This window comes from Mesorhizobium sp. ISC11 (assembly GCF_037162595.1).
Classification (GTDB): Bacteria; Pseudomonadota; Alphaproteobacteria; order Rhizobiales; family Rhizobiaceae; genus Mesorhizobium; species Mesorhizobium ciceri.
Window position 1 is genome coordinate 76,187 of the sequence record NZ_JAVSPW010000002.1, and the last position, 13,704, is coordinate 89,890.

The following is a 13,704-nucleotide window of genomic DNA, read 5'->3' on the forward strand; positions in this document are numbered from 1 at the left end:
GTCTGGCGGGCGGCCTCTCCGGCATGCGCAGTGAACAAAAAGGGAACATATATGTCAAGCACGAATCCATTCCTGTCTTGACGTTGCCCGCGAGAAGTCGGTCAGAGTATGCTGCAGCCACCCTCAACGGGCACACGGCTTCGCTCGGTCCTTAACCCGCACTGGTTGAGCACTGAAGCGTACGTGCCCGCTCATCGTGCCTTGTTCCATCATCACGAACGAGCCTCGCAAGCCGGATCATATCGATTGTGCCGCCAGTAAGGCTCGCGGCCTTGCATTGACGGTGCTCAGCGCATTCAGGAGCAATCCTGAATCGTCGCTTCAAGGCTGGTCGCCACGTATGCACCGTTGTCCTTGCGTCCTTCACCGCGACTTCGTTGAAGGGCTGAGCCTAGATTGTTGCGCATTGCGCCGGTCGTGCAGTGCCTGGAGGTACGCGTGCTTGTCGCGCAGCACCGGGTAATTCCAATGTCCTGCTCACCTCGGGTCAGAGGAGGATCCGTTGGTGGTGGTGGATAGCTGCCGGCGAATTTCCGACAACAGCATGCCCGCCGCGCTGTGGCGCAGCTCGTGAATAGCCGACCGAGAAGCGATTCACGGCGAGCGAAAGCATCGAACGCCGAGAGCGTGCACACGGGGGCATCCGCATGGCCACCGAAAGGTGGCATATGCGTGAAGTGGGGACGACCCGGGCCGGTCTCCACGGGCGAAGAGCGTACGCTGTCGAAACGTGGCAGGGTTCTGAGCGGCCCCTTGGACCCCTATGCAAGCGTGGCTGAGCGCGCGCGAGAGCCCGCCCATCGGGCGCGTGATGCGCGACCTCGCTAGTCGGCCCTCATAGCTGCGGAAGCGCTTGCGCCATTCCTCGCAGCTCAGAGCCCGAGGGTCTGACCCGTTTCCATCCGAAGGAAACCTGCCGGCGAATTCCGCAACACCGAGTCTTGGAACGCCTCGACGGCAGAGCCGTGGGTGATATCGACCAGCACGGCCGCTGCGGCTTCAACCTTATCGGCCGCTTCGTCTACCTTGTCGAAACGCATCAGCATTCGATCGTGTAGCATCGACAACCGCGTCGCGTGATAAAGCACGCTGCGCTTGTGATAGTCCGAGTCCAGCGGCTCAAACAATATTGTCATGACGACAAATCCTCCGTTTCATTGCGATAGGAGGTCATTTGATGACGCCCCGTAACGATGCTGGTCTGGCGCTCCCGAGCCTCCATAACGCAGTGTCGGGCTGCCCGAATCCTGCAGCACAAGGCAATATTGACCGCGACGCCATTTTCCCGGTCCGTTTCCTCCTTCGCGCGCGACAGCGATTTCTCGGCTCGTTTGACGCGTAACCTTGCACGTCCAAGTTCGAAATCAAGTCTTTCAGCCATTGTTGCGCTTCCAATTCGGTTGCGGTCCCTTCGACCGATAAAGTACGTCTGTTCTGTTTGGTTCCGGCCAACAAGAGCAATCGCGACCCGGCTCCCAGTTTTTAACAGGAGCCAGGCAAACGACTTATCTTAGTCGTCGTTGTCCTCGATGATCACGTGGCGCCGGTGATGGCGGCGTTCGATCGAGCCCGTGGTGACGACCACGTGATCGCGGCGATGGTGCTTGCGATGCCAATGGCGCTGGCCGTTGTCGTAAAAGGCTTCCGTGCCGTGACGGCGATGGTGAAGGCGAGCTCCATCCTCGTTGATGACGGCAATGCGGTTGTTATGGTGACGGTGATGCTTGTTCGTGGTGATGACGATTGAGTCCGCCGAAGCCACGGCAGGGGCGGCCAGGCAAAGGGCCAGCGCGCCCAGAATCAGGGTGGTTCTCATTTTCAACTCTCCAAGGAATTAAGATGCCCTTCGGTCAATAAACATCGTTTGCGCGCTTTGGTTCCTGAAGGTCAGCACGCAGTCATCGCGATCCATTCTCGGGTAAGGCCGCCTTATCAGCTCTTGTCAGCGCCTCGGTGCGCGATAATTTTTGTGGGGAAGGGACTTCAATCAAAAGGAGCCGACGATGGAACACCAAACTCTAAGCCAACTGCAGACAATTGCAGAAGTAGAACCCCTGTCGACATACCCGATCATGACCCGCCAACAGCGCATCGAGCGCTGGGCTGAGTTGCTGGAACAACATCCCGAGCGACGCCTGAGAGCGCTTACCGGCACTGAGTATCTGAAGCGGGAAGCTCGCGACGCAGCGCGCGGCGAGGGCTCGCCGATTACAGTGGCTTTCGAGGACCCGCTACTGCGTGCGTTGGGCCTGAAGGATGACACCTATGGGGAAGCAAAACGCTTCTTCGAACTGTCTGACGGGGAATTGCATGGCATCGTCTGCAGTTGCCATGTCGGAACCATGTTCAGAGGGCAGTGGGCTGCCGCTAGAGTCCGTCGGTCAATCGGAGGGAACAGGTTTCTTAAGTGGGTTAGAGAGAGAATGTGGCACTGAGGTCGCCAAGGACGGCGATTGAAGCTCGTTCCGAGATGAACGACTGGCGCGCCAGCGCTCCGCCGTGGTGACGACGGGGCCGACGCCTGTCCCAAGGTAGTGACGGCTGTGCAGACGGGTGGCGCGCTCCTCGGTCCCGCTTTACTGCAGTCCAGGCAAGGCTGCATACGCCTGGGGTGGGATTCTGGATTCTTCTTTGCGGCTAGCATCACCACGTGACGACGTCGATCGTTCGGCCATCTGCTGCGCTAACCTCGGCGGCGCCTGGCCTGAATGGCAGCAAAAGTCACTGGGCGAAAATCCCAGGCGTCGACCCCGACATCGTGCTGGCGCGTCATTGGCTTCAGCCGGCCATGAGAATGGCCGTGCAGGTTTATTGAATTCTTGCCGATCTGGTTCCAGGTGCGGAACGGGTAGTGGCAAAGAACCAGGAAACTGCCCTCGACAGTTAGCTCCTTGTAGTGTTGCACGCTAGCCCAAGCCGAAGCGCCGAGCGTTACCACGCCGTCGTTGTTGCCGATGATCAGGTGCTTGGTGCCGTGGAGACGGGACAGCAGCGAAGACACTGTCTCGGCAGATCCCTTGGCGAAGTCGCCGAGGTGCCAAACCTCGTCGCTTGGAGCAACAGTCTCGTTCCAAAGTTCAATCAGTGCTTGGTCATGCCCCGCCAATGAACTGAAGGGGCGGGGGGCAAGCCGCAGAATACGGGGATCGTTGAAATGCGTGTCGGAGGTGAAGAAGATCATGCGCCGCCGCTGGCTGAGACGAGCGATCGACGATCGCTTCTAAGTTCGGTTGCCGGAGCTCCTTTTGGGTCCATCATCGATCCTGATTTGGGCTTCCCTGAGCATCTTGAGTGCCTCCTCCTTGGTGAGGCCGCACTTGCGCGCAAAGTAGAGCGCTTCGATCGCCTGTTCACGATCCGCCGTGGCTTCTGAGGGCTGTTTGGGCTTCTTACCCATCGTTCCCAATCACTTTTTGATGCCACCGAACCATCACCGTGGCGGGTTGTTCCCCCTCGGATCTGCTAATCTGCTGAGCGCCGCCGCCTGATGTCGTTCCTGGGTTTGTATAAATTCCATGCCGGCGTGGGGAGGGATCGGCGGTGCGTTTTTTGGGTGAGCCAGTCTGAGGCGCTTCTAAGGGCCACGCCACCGAGCCGGCGGGCGAAGCATTGTCGTTGGTTCAAAGATCCGTTCTGGTCCGCCCTCGCTCAAAAACCGGAACGTCTTCATCATCTCCTTCGCTTAATCCCGTGGGGATGTCTTCCGCGAAGCTGCGGGTCATCTCTTCGGTCTCGCTCAACCCGTCGACCGTTTCATTTGCGCCGGCTCCCTCGTCGTGACGGCCCGTGATCTCGCTTCGAGGCTGCGCGCCGATCGGCTGTTCGATGTCGTGGGACCCCAAAACGCCCGGTCCCGCACCGTGTCTATCCTCGTGGCCGGCGATGCTCTCGAGTACGGCAGCATCCTCCTCGGGGATGGGTTTGTCATTGGCAAAGTCGCTCTTTTGCTTCCGGGTTGTTATCGGCATGTTGTGAACTCCTACGCAGTGAATCGCACAACGTACGACTACGGCCGAAGTTGCGAGGCGGCCGCTTTGATTTTAAGGAACCCCGACTTCGGGCAAGCGGTCGCAAAAATGGAGACAGCGGCGCACGTGCTGAAATGGAACAATCAAGCGCGCAAGTTGGCACGATGGCGGGATTTTGAACGAAGCACTCCTCTCCTCGCTATCGACTCCAGTCGGGTAAGGCCTGCTCCGAGCCACGGTTCTTGCACGGCGCTTTGCAAAAGGCGCCAATCGAGGCCGAACGAACTGCGCTCGGATGCTTTACAGCCGCCAACAGGCTGCGCGGTCGCGTCGTTTTTCGCCGCTTAATGGCACAGCGATGGCGAAGGTGGCGGACGAGCCTTAAGCACCAGCTAACGAGTATGCGTGCCTCGCTGGCGAGCTTGCCCACATTCGCGCGGCGCGAACTAGAGACGCTGCCGCGATACGTGCGGGCAGCAGATAGCCTGACACACAGGAAGCGGCCTGCGAATGTGATGAAGCAGCCCACGTTAGGCGCGAGTTGGGCGCAGTCACTCAGCAGCTGCCGGTGTGATCATCACCGGCGAAGCCTGTCGGCGAGACGGAGCCCAAGGGCCAAGATCGTCAAGGTGGGATTCGCCTGGCTGGATGTTGCCAGAACCGAGCCGCCCGCGATGTGCAGGTTCATCAGTCCATGAACTCGGCATTCAGCGTCAACAACCCCGTCGGTCGGGCTCGCAGACATTCGCGTGGTACCGAGGTGATGACCGTCCATGGCGCCTGATTTGCCTGCCATTTCGATCACATGGCCAGGTTCAAATCCTGAAATGGTAGCTCCGATCTTCTCCAACTTCCAACCGAGCAGTCGATAGGCGCGCGCGATGCTTTGGAGATCGTTGCTCGTGGTTTTCCAATCGACGCGCAGCTTCGGCATACCCAATCGGTCGCGTTCGCTCACCAACGTCAGTCTGCTTGCGGGGTTCGGCTCCTGTTCCGAATGAAACTCAAGATTGACCACATTGGCGCGCGGCCCCAATACGATGGAGGGCAGCTTTCGCCGTGCGAAAGTTCTGTTCGCCATCCAGCGCAAACCGAAGCGCCCGAGGCGCACTGGCGAGGATACGACGTTCTGAACGTGCGCGAGCTTTTCGTCCAGCGTCATTGAATGTTGCAGCCGACCTCTGAGCTGTTTCGGGAGAAATGTCCTTTTCACGAGATACATCGCCGAGAGGATCGGGTCGTTGTGGCTGGGATCGGCTGGATCTGGGAGATGGGTGCGGAAGATCTGGTTGAGCAAGCAATGCTCCCGCTGCGCTCGCTCCGTGAGCGACAGCCGCCTTCGGCAGTAGATGCCGGCCGCGTCCCGGTCGTAGCCAAAAGCAACCGCCTGCTGGGCGTTCGGCAACTTTAGTGCTCCGACTGTGCCTCCCAGATGGGCCATATAGAAACGACCGAGCTGATCTCGGGCGTTGCCGATACCAGCTGGCATCACATCATTCGAGGCAAGTAGCAATCGGGTGGTCTCAAAGCCGCCGGCGGCTACAATGTAATGGCAAGCCGTGACCTCACGCTTTGTGCCCTTCAAGTCAACACAGTCGATGTGGTGGACGCAACGCCCGTTCGGCGCCAGGCGAATTCCCGTCGCCGCAGCGTTTAACCAGATGTGGATATGACGCGAAGTCCGCAGCAACCCGGAAAGCCGTTTCCACACGTTGGTTGGTCGACTAAACCGCTCCAGGCGGGTCCTGAACAAATCGCCGTCGACGCCCTCGAATAGTTCAACGCGAGAACCAGGCAACGCGCTTGTTGGATCGTAGTCGTAAGACCCGACCTCGATCACCTCGTGCGCCCGACGGTAGTAGGGCAGCAGGGTTTCATAGGTGATCGGCCAGCCCGAATTGCACACCCATTCCCGCTTCTGGAAGTCGATGCTATCGAACGGCACGCAGCGGCCACCCCATGCTCGGCTCGATCCTCCCAGCGCTCGTATCCGGAAATTCTGGACAGGCGGGTGGACGAGGGGATCTGCGACAATGCCGTGGTAGAGCTCCTGCGATCTCTTGGTCTGCCACCTGCCGCCCGCTTCCAGAACGCAGACGCGTAGCTTTGCATTTTCGAGCGCCGCGGCAATGGCCAGGCCGACAGTGCCACCTCCGACAATGCAGATGTCGTAGGCAAGTCCGTCGCCCGCTGCGGTGAATTGAGCGATCAACGTTCACTCCGGATTTGTTCGATCCCCGAAGGCACGCTCCCACCCTTCGCGCCCGGCTTGGGCGAAGCAGGTAGCGCGCGAGGAGCAGTTGGCAACCACCCGATTGATCGCATTTGAAGCGCCGGCCCAAAAGAGGTGGCTTTGGTGGCGAGGTCCGTGACGACTTCAAGGGGCCCGAACCGGAAGAGTTTTTGTTGCGACCACCCTCAAAGGGCATGGTTATGGTGAACGCACTTCTCAGCCTGAGTTCGGTGGTGGTATTCCGGTTCCATTCGCGAGATTTCCCGCCCATGGCTCGCCGACAGACACGCTGTTGGCTCCGGCTGAAGCCTTGCCTCTGCTTGCGAGGTTGCCATGGCGATCCGGAACCTCGAGGCATGTGGAGAGTTGTCCAGCAGCCCAGCGGAGATCCAAGCCATGGCGCTACCAGATGCCAGTTCCGGCGCGGCCGCGCAGCCGAAACGCTCTAGCAAGCCGGCAATCCCATCGCCGCACGCCACAAGGCTTCCGGAGCAGGATTATCGATAGACGGGCGCCCAACGATATGAAGGACAATGGCCCATGAACGTCGCCAACCTGCAATTGGAAGGTTTGCTTATGGCGGTCGCTGCCGTCAATAACGCCTTGGTCCGGAGGGGCCTTCTTTCGGTTGATGATATCGATATGGCTTTGAAAACCGCGGAGGCCTCGTTCACGGCTGATGAGCGCCTCTTCGAGGACATGTCGCCCGCCAACCGGGACGCAGTCTGTTTTCCTTTGCGGCTTTTGCGGTTGGCTAACACCAAACAGTTCGAAGCGGGTGTGCCACCGTTTGCCGAGCTGGCCAGGCAAGTCGGGATAACCAAGCAGCCCTACAACGATCAGATGTGAAGGGAGGAAGACAGGCAGGTGCAGGAAATCGTCGTGGTCAACAAGGTGGTCGAATTCCGGGGGGAGGCGGTGACCGCATACCGTGACGGTCACGCACACTGCAATGCCACCGCTTTCGGCGAGGCGGGCCGCGACCCTGGACGCGAGACCATTCCCGCATTGAACCCGTAGCTCTGGCGAAGGCACCACATGGAATATTTTCGAGCACAAGGAACATGTCAGCCCACGGGTGTTTAGGCCGCAATGACAATCATCGCCGTCACGACAATGAACTACCCTCTCGCCGTCTTCCCTGGCCCGAAGCGACGCAGGCTCTCAGCAATTGCGCGACTGGAACGAAGCCGCGGCAAGTGGCTGGCGCAGAACCGGATCCACATGACCGGTAAGCAGAAACAGGAGCCGGTCGCGGGCAGCGAACCACAATGCGGCTGCCATGAGCCGTGCGGTTCCAGATGGTTGGCTGCATTCCAAGATCGACAGCAACCGAAACAACAAGCGCCTTTAGGGTCTGCCTGCGCGCGTGGCCTCGAAAGCCTTGGCCATGAACGATGACCCTGTAGATTCGCTCGCCAACGCAATTCACCACCGCAGCGCAATTCTGTTTGTTGGGGCAGGGGTGTCGATCAGTGTTGGACTCCCTTCTTGGGAGAAGCTGATAGAGCGAATGGCAAAGGAGCTCGGTGTCGACGACGAATTTTCCATGCGACGCGATCGTTTTCAAACCCTGGCCGAGTACTATCGGATCAAGCATGGCAGCATCGGGCCACTTCGCAGTTGGATGGACCGAAATTGGTCTGTCCCCAAGGACCGGATCGAGAAATCCGAGTTGCATCGTCTCATCGTGAAGCTCGATTTCCCTGTCATCTACACAACCAATTATGACCGTAACCTGGAACTGGCTTATGAAATATACGGTCGGGACTACGTGAAAGTGGCCAATGCACGCGATGTGGCGCAGGCCCGCCAGGGCGTTACCCACATCGTCAAATTCCATGGTGATTTCGACGAGGATTCTTCCCTCGTCCTCACCGAGACGGACTACCTTGATCGCCTCTCCTTCAATTCTCCGCTGGACGTGCGTTTTCGCTCGGATGCACTCGGCAGCACGATCCTTTTCATTGGCTATAGCCTTTCCGACCCAAACATTCGGTTGTTGCTGCACCGTCTCTGGCAGACGTGGCATCGGTCCGGCTATGAGAAAGATCGCCCGCCGTCGTTCATCTTCATGACCAGCCGAAACCCTGTGGAGGAGGCCGTGCTTGGACGTTGGGGCATTTCGGTCGTCGTCGGCGAAATCGACGAGCCGCAAGCTGCTTTGGTGGACTTCCTCAGCCGGCTGGCGGAGATGGTTGGGGACGGAGCCGAGCCTGGAGAGACGACCCATGAGGGAACCGTCGTCAGACAAAGAGCGATTGAAACAGTCAGGTCCAGGGGCAGCTAGGCGGGCTCTCAAGGAACGCCTTACGGCAGAGAACGTCGTTCCAGAGGCGATCATAGCCAGTTTGTGTGGCCAGTTTGAAAATCGCATCCCATAGAGCATGCGATCTCCCATGTGAGCTTTCAACTATTCTGGCGGACGCGCTGGAACATTCTCGCATCAACAAGCTTCGAAGGGGGCACTGTTCCCGTTCAGTGTGTTTTCCCCCTGTGAGACTGCCCGCCGCCGAAAGGTGGCGGGCTTTTTTGTTGGGACGCAACCTTGGACATTATCATCGGTGCCGAAGTTGGCGACAGCTTCGAAGTCCTCCCGATGCGATCGCAATTTTTGGGATAGATGTTCGTGTGGTGCCTGTCGGCGACCTGGACGCTGCCTACCAGAACCGGCCTCCTCCGGTCCGAACCACGGCGCTGGAACCCTTGTGAAAAGATCGATGTTCGGCATGCAGCTTGGCCTGCACAGCCAAGCGGTCTGGTGCGGCCCGTCGCCGCCTGGTCCGTTCAGCGGCGGGCCTTTGTGTGGTGATGACGCCACCGGCATTATTTGGCCAAGCTGGGAACCTGTGTCGCGAATCAAAGTTTGGGTGGCAGCTTGGCTTACAACCCCGGGCCAAGTGGTCTCAAAGCAAGACCCGTCATTGCTGATCAATGACGGGTCTTCGCTGTGCATCGATCGATTGACCAACATCCCGAAGCTCAGCGCCGCGCCCCGTCCTTCGCACAGAGCGTTGGCGTCACACGCCTGTCATGGGACGAGCTTATTCGCTGAAGAACCGGCCTGCGGCCAGCGACCTGCGTTTTTAGGATGGCTCGACGCCGAGGTCGGTCCGCTCCTGCCTACCTGGCTGCCGTTGCCGGTCGGAGGGCGGGAGAGGAATGACCTCCTGCTCACTGCGCCCGGCAGCTTCGCCGAGTTTGTATGCCGCATATAAGGCGCCGATTCTGACTAGCCAACGGATCATCGCGATCTCCTTTGGCGCCAGAACACAGCGGCTTTCGATATGTTCCACATGCTGGAAGCGCCACCCTCCGCATCGTGCAGAATGGCGAGTGCTACAGACCATCGCGGCATGCCGACGTTTGGCATGTCTATCAGTGTCGATGCTCTCATCAACGCCTCGGCAATCTTTATCATTTCATCTCGGCCATCGTAATCTGTGCGCCGCGGCAAGGTGCTTGCAGCGGATGAAGGCCGCTCGATCATGTGGCGGCCGCTACGGGACGCCGTCCTAAACGTGAAGCCAGGCTCAAACGAACCTCCTCGGTTTTATGAACCAAAGCTCTGCCGTCGTCGCTGTCATGCAACGAGATGGTCAGAGAACGAGTGATCGAACCAAGCATCAGCCGGACGTGCTGGCAGGCGAACACTCTTCCGCTGCCTCGTCGGTTACCCTTCCCGTCCCGGTGGAGCGTCACTGGCCTTGTCGTTGCCTTGTAAGCTGGGGCACTCGCGCGGCCTCGTTGTCCCTCGCTGCGAGACTGTCGTCAGACGCTTGGTATATCTGTCGAACAATTCCACCTTTTCTGGATAGGTAAGGCGGTGTAAACGCTGGCAACCTTCGCACCGATAGTGGGCGGCAGCGATGAACCAACGCCCCGGTTTGATGAAAGCCGTTCCGCATGCCGGACATTCGAGCGTCATCTCAATCGAAGACAGTGTCTGGGGGAGCGGCATCAGGTCCCGTGGCTCAAACCGCCGCCGCCAGAAGCAGCGTTATACCCACGACCGTCGACCCACAGATCGTCGCTAGAAGCACAATCGGCCGCGGATACTCGGTGGGTGCTGCGCTGGTGAGGTCGGAACCTCGAAATCTCACGGCGCTGGGCGACTGGACGTCGGCAGCGGTAGACTTGTCATTGCACGCTAGCACAGAAAGACGCTGGGCGATATCGGCGGCGATGAGAGGATCGTCCGACACCAACTTCGACCAGTCCGAAACAGTGCCGATTTCGTGATGCAACATCGTTCCCTCCCAGGTGATCGCACAACTGCGAGATCTGACCTTTGTTCCTTTGATTTTTGCGAGGGGGGAAGTCGCGCCCGCTGCCTCGATGGACGGCGGGTCACATGCGACTGATCGCTATTTCCGGGGCTCCGGGAACTTGATTATCGTCGCGCTGTCTTCCGGCTCCAGCGGCTCGTGGCCAGGCCGTTCGTGCCACATGACTTGCCGCAAATCGGTCTGATCGACTTTCTGGCCGCAAGATGGACACGCGTAGAAGCGGTCCTTTTCGCGAATGCAATTACCCCCGTTGCGGGGGATGCGAGGTCCAAGGTCAGACAGTTTTGTCATGGCGACGAAAATCACCGCCGGAGGAAAAAGTTCCCGCCATTTCAGCAAAAACCAACGGAACACTCTTTGGCGCCCGAGGTTCGATGAGCTGAAAGCATCGTGACTGCATGGACGCTTCCGCCAGCCCATCGACAGCCTCTATGGCACGATCCACGATGCCATCTCCACTACGATCCTGGTTTGACCGGATGATGCTCGCGGCCGCAGGTTCCTCGACGATTGGATCGCGAGCCATCTGCCGTTTCCAGAACCGGCTCCCCCCATGGCTGCCAGCGACCTTGCGGACCAGCCGCCGGTGATGCCGGTACCAAGCCTGACGAGGTCAATGAAGAAGTCAGGAGCGTATCCGAAGTAATGTTCAAACGATGCATACAGCAACGACGCCTCACCGGCTTGACCGGTTTCTTGGCTCGCCCCTTTAGGTGGGCCGTGGGTCAAGTGGATTGCTAATACGAGGCTCAAGGACCTTTATCGTTATGCTTGTCTCTGCCGGCTGCGCCACATTCTATTGGTGGTGGAGAGACTGCTATGCCCTTCAGGGCGGGCTAGCGATGGAGCGCCTTCGAAGGTGAAAGCAATTCCCGCGTCCTCAAACGCCTGACGCATGGCCGCGATCTTGTGGGGACGCGGATTTCGAATACCGTTCTCAAAATCTCTGATCGTCATTTCGCTAACGCTCGCTTTTGCGGCAAGCCGTACTCGCGGCCAGTTCAGCAGGGCGCGTGCTGCTCTCGATTGAGCTGGTGAAAGTTGGGTTCGGTTGTCCATAGGATTTGAACATTCGATACGTCTAAAATGTTCCTTCGATCTATGCGACGATCGAAGGATCGAGCAATTCCCGTCGCGGGGGACGTCACGAGCGATGTCTCAGCAATGCATGCGACAGGCAATAGGCGGGCACCGGGACGGGGGGCAAGCAGTGGGCGCCTGAAGCGAGCGCTGCGGGTTGGCGGGCGTCCGCCGCTATCGCAACCAACCCTGTTGCGGCTCGTTGACCTATGCTGGTTGGTCCCAGCACACTCCAGAACCTGCCCGCCACTTCGCGGTGGCGGGCTTTTTGTGAATCAGCGGAACCTGATATGTCGCGGCAGGTTGGAAAAGCGGCAGCGTCCCCCGCTGCCGGTCGAGGTCCCCAAGCCTCGTCCGGGTCCGCCTCTACCCGCAAGTGGGGCGGACCCACTAAATATGTTGCGGATCAAGGCGACCTGGTTTCCGAAAGCCGTTATTGCTGGTCGTTGACGGGCGTTCAAGCTGGCGCTGCTACACACCTCCTGGCAAGCACTCTATCTTGTCTGGGCCCGACCAAAGCCCGACATGGAATCGCAAAGGTCTGACCTGTGAAACAAGGAAGCCTTTTCCACATTTGGAAATGTGACCGTCGATCATCGTCCCTTCATCGTCGGTTGGTTGATACCCGCCACGGCTCGCTTGGCGTGGCGGGTACTCATTCATGGAGAGCGTATGCAGCCTGGTGAGATCATCGCGAATGTGTTTGCAGCGGGGTTGGTAAGCGTCCTGGTAGCAGTCGTTTTCCTGATTTTCGGGAACCCGCTCTGGCCTGAACGACACGTCCGGATGGTCATCATCCCGCCTGTCCATAGAATGACAACCACCGCTATCAAAAATGCCTGGCCAGACCTGCCGGACAAAATTGATTTGAACGTTTCGCGCCCGAGGCCGGCCACCGATGAGCGGATCTGAAGCGTCCTTCGAAGCGCACTGACCTGGAGCGCTATGGCGCGCGCCCTGTGCTAGGGTGGCCGGTCAGCTTTCCGGTCTAGACTGAAGTGCATTGTGGATATGTGTTGCTGCGGTGGCGGCATGGCCAAACGCAACGGCAATTTGATTGAGGCCCTCAGCCACGTCTCCAATGGCATAGAGACCCGCAGTCGACGTTTCGAGGTGTCGGCTGACCAGAACATATCCTTGCGCGTCACACTCTGCACCGAGTGCGACGGCAAGTTCAGAGCGCACATCAGACCCCATTGCGGGGTACACCACATCCAATTCCCGCATTGGCGCACCGTCGGCCATGACAACGCCGAACCCGGTTGCTCGAGCAACAAGATCCTCGACGGTGTCCCAGATTTCGATGCCGCCTGCCGAGGCCATGCCGCGGGCGGCATCGGAAATATCCTCCGGATAGTTGGCAAGCAAGGTAACCTGACCGCTGTACTCCTTCAAAAACAGGGCTTCCTTGAGCGCCAGATGCTCTGGGCCGACGACGCCGATGCGCTTGCCCACGGCCTCATAGGCGTCGCAGACCGGACACAGTCGGACGGTGCCGGCCGCGACGGCCTCCTCCAGCCCTTCTATTGCCGGGGCCTTGTCCACGATCCCGGTTGCAAGAACCACGCGCCTTGCTCGGATGGTCCCGAAGGTGGTCGTCAGCACAAAGGTCCCGTCGCGCTTCTTGGCGCCCGCTACACGACCGTCCACTACGCCTGCACCGTATCTCTGTGCCTGGGCTTTGAGACGGCCGAGCAACTCTGACCCGCCTACGCCGTCCGGGAAGCCAGGACAGTTATGCGATTTTGGAATGAGCTTGGCTCGTGCGTCGCCAGCGTCGACCACGATCACCGAATGCAGGAATCTGGCCAGATACATGCCTGCCGCAAGTCCTGCGGGGCCGCCGCCGACAATAGCCACGTCGAATTCATGACCGGGGGAAGAAATTGGCATTTCGCCCAACATTGCAAACAGGATCTTGTTCCCTGCTTTGGCAGAGGGGATGAGCGACGGTCAGGCCTCCAAACGTGATTTACGCGGCAACTCGTCGAGGTCCCTTTCACCGGGCGATGGCGCGCGCCTCAATCTGATTTGCGCAGTCTTCGCCATCAAGCGATTCCAGCTTCTGCAAATCAGGCTTCAATTCGAGGTGCCCGAAAATGCCGACATGGCATTTCACAGGCCAACTTGTTAG

Annotated in this window: 14 protein-coding genes; 4 read left to right on the forward strand and 10 right to left on the reverse strand. The window is 59.1% G+C overall.

Features of this window, described 5'->3' with window-relative positions; all coding sequences use genetic code 11:
* Positions 1-872: 872 nt before the first annotated feature.
* The 3 genes from RPF88_RS31420 to RPF88_RS31430 form a co-directional block, all read right to left on the reverse strand.
* Positions 873-1,136, reverse strand: coding sequence for a hypothetical protein (locus RPF88_RS31420; RefSeq protein WP_127368945.1), 264 nt, complete (start codon positions 1,134-1,136; stop codon positions 873-875).
* On the reverse strand, positions 1,133-1,381 hold the full coding sequence (locus RPF88_RS31425) for a hypothetical protein (protein WP_337124018.1): 249 nt from the start codon (positions 1,379-1,381) through the stop codon (positions 1,133-1,135). The genes RPF88_RS31420 and RPF88_RS31425 overlap by 4 nt, the downstream gene beginning before the upstream one ends.
* 129 nt (positions 1,382-1,510) lie before the next feature.
* Positions 1,511-1,816, reverse strand: a complete 306-nt coding sequence (locus tag RPF88_RS31430) for a hypothetical protein (RefSeq protein ID WP_127296085.1) — start codon at positions 1,814-1,816, stop codon at positions 1,511-1,513.
* Between the two features lie 187 nt (positions 1,817-2,003).
* Between RPF88_RS31430 and RPF88_RS31435 the strand changes: the two genes are divergently transcribed.
* Positions 2,004-2,435 carry a hypothetical protein gene (locus tag RPF88_RS31435; protein ID WP_127368947.1) on the forward strand — a complete coding sequence of 144 codons (432 nt, stop codon included), beginning with the start codon at positions 2,004-2,006 and terminating at the stop codon, positions 2,433-2,435.
* Positions 2,436-2,683: 248 nt separating this feature from the next.
* On the opposite strand, the gene RPF88_RS31440 is transcribed toward RPF88_RS31435, so the two are convergent.
* From RPF88_RS31440 to RPF88_RS31450, 3 genes are all read right to left on the reverse strand, one after another.
* Positions 2,684-3,181 carry a metallophosphoesterase family protein gene (locus RPF88_RS31440; RefSeq protein ID WP_337124019.1) on the reverse strand — a complete coding sequence of 166 codons (498 nt, stop codon included), beginning with the start codon at positions 3,179-3,181 and terminating at the stop codon, positions 2,684-2,686.
* 439 nt (positions 3,182-3,620) lie between these two features.
* Positions 3,621-3,968, reverse strand: coding sequence for a hypothetical protein (locus RPF88_RS31445; protein ID WP_063170798.1), 348 nt, complete (start codon positions 3,966-3,968; stop codon positions 3,621-3,623).
* Positions 3,969-4,545: 577 nt separating this feature from the next.
* Positions 4,546-6,180, reverse strand: a complete 1,635-nt coding sequence (locus RPF88_RS31450) for a GMC family oxidoreductase (RefSeq protein ID WP_337124020.1) — start codon at positions 6,178-6,180, stop codon at positions 4,546-4,548.
* A 561-nt stretch (positions 6,181-6,741) separates the two neighbouring features.
* Between RPF88_RS31450 and RPF88_RS31455 the strand changes: the two genes are divergently transcribed.
* The 3 genes from RPF88_RS31455 (at position 6,742) to RPF88_RS31465 (ending at position 8,491) form a co-directional block, all read left to right on the forward strand.
* A complete protein-coding gene (locus RPF88_RS31455) occupies positions 6,742-7,050 on the forward strand; it encodes a hypothetical protein (protein ID WP_027161855.1) in 309 nt (102 codons plus the stop codon).
* 18 nt (positions 7,051-7,068) lie between these two features.
* Entirely contained in the window at positions 7,069-7,221 is a 153-nt protein-coding gene (locus RPF88_RS31460) for a hypothetical protein (protein WP_156949289.1), read from the forward strand.
* Positions 7,222-7,591: 370 nt separating this feature from the next.
* Positions 7,592-8,491: an SIR2 family NAD-dependent protein deacylase gene (locus RPF88_RS31465; RefSeq protein ID WP_013525092.1), complete on the forward strand. Its 900-nt coding sequence runs from the start codon at positions 7,592-7,594 to the stop codon at positions 8,489-8,491.
* 1,684 nt (positions 8,492-10,175) lie between these two features.
* Here RPF88_RS31465 and RPF88_RS31470 read toward each other — a convergent pair.
* The 4 genes from RPF88_RS31470 to RPF88_RS31485 all read right to left on the reverse strand — a co-directional run bounded on the left by RPF88_RS31470 (position 10,176) and on the right by RPF88_RS31485 (position 13,475).
* Entirely contained in the window at positions 10,176-10,451 is a 276-nt protein-coding gene (locus RPF88_RS31470; protein ID WP_013525094.1) for a hypothetical protein, read from the reverse strand.
* 313 nt (positions 10,452-10,764) lie between these two features.
* Positions 10,765-11,016 carry a hypothetical protein gene (locus tag RPF88_RS31475; protein ID WP_024504642.1) on the reverse strand — a complete coding sequence of 84 codons (252 nt, stop codon included), beginning with the start codon at positions 11,014-11,016 and terminating at the stop codon, positions 10,765-10,767.
* A 239-nt stretch (positions 11,017-11,255) separates the two neighbouring features.
* Positions 11,256-11,549: a helix-turn-helix domain-containing protein gene (locus tag RPF88_RS31480; protein WP_013525096.1), complete on the reverse strand. Its 294-nt coding sequence runs from the start codon at positions 11,547-11,549 to the stop codon at positions 11,256-11,258.
* 996 nt (positions 11,550-12,545) lie between these two features.
* Positions 12,546-13,475 carry an NAD(P)/FAD-dependent oxidoreductase gene (locus RPF88_RS31485; protein WP_224673150.1) on the reverse strand — a complete coding sequence of 310 codons (930 nt, stop codon included), beginning with the start codon at positions 13,473-13,475 and terminating at the stop codon, positions 12,546-12,548.
* Positions 13,476-13,704: the final 229 nt, after the last annotated feature.

Coding starts and splice junctions, on each gene's coding strand:
- RPF88_RS31420 (WP_127368945.1), bottom strand. CDS start 1,136: ATGACAATATTGTTTGAGCCGCTGGACTCGGACTATCACAAGCGCAGC.
- RPF88_RS31425 (WP_337124018.1), bottom strand. CDS start 1,381: ATGGCTGAAAGACTTGATTTCGAACTTGGACGTGCAAGGTTACGCGTC.
- RPF88_RS31430 (WP_127296085.1), bottom strand. CDS start 1,816: ATGAGAACCACCCTGATTCTGGGCGCGCTGGCCCTTTGCCTGGCCGCC.
- RPF88_RS31435 (WP_127368947.1), top strand. CDS start 2,004: ATGGAACACCAAACTCTAAGCCAACTGCAGACAATTGCAGAAGTAGAA.
- RPF88_RS31440 (WP_337124019.1), bottom strand. CDS start 3,181: ATGATCTTCTTCACCTCCGACACGCATTTCAACGATCCCCGTATTCTG.
- RPF88_RS31445 (WP_063170798.1), bottom strand. CDS start 3,968: ATGCCGATAACAACCCGGAAGCAAAAGAGCGACTTTGCCAATGACAAA.
- RPF88_RS31455 (WP_027161855.1), top strand. CDS start 6,742: ATGAACGTCGCCAACCTGCAATTGGAAGGTTTGCTTATGGCGGTCGCT.
- RPF88_RS31465 (WP_013525092.1), top strand. CDS start 7,592: ATGAACGATGACCCTGTAGATTCGCTCGCCAACGCAATTCACCACCGC.
- RPF88_RS31470 (WP_013525094.1), bottom strand. CDS start 10,451: ATGTTGCATCACGAAATCGGCACTGTTTCGGACTGGTCGAAGTTGGTG.
- RPF88_RS31475 (WP_024504642.1), bottom strand. CDS start 11,016: ATGGCTCGCGATCCAATCGTCGAGGAACCTGCGGCCGCGAGCATCATC.
- RPF88_RS31480 (WP_013525096.1), bottom strand. CDS start 11,549: ATGGACAACCGAACCCAACTTTCACCAGCTCAATCGAGAGCAGCACGC.
- RPF88_RS31485 (WP_224673150.1), bottom strand. CDS start 13,475: ATGTTGGGCGAAATGCCAATTTCTTCCCCCGGTCATGAATTCGACGTG.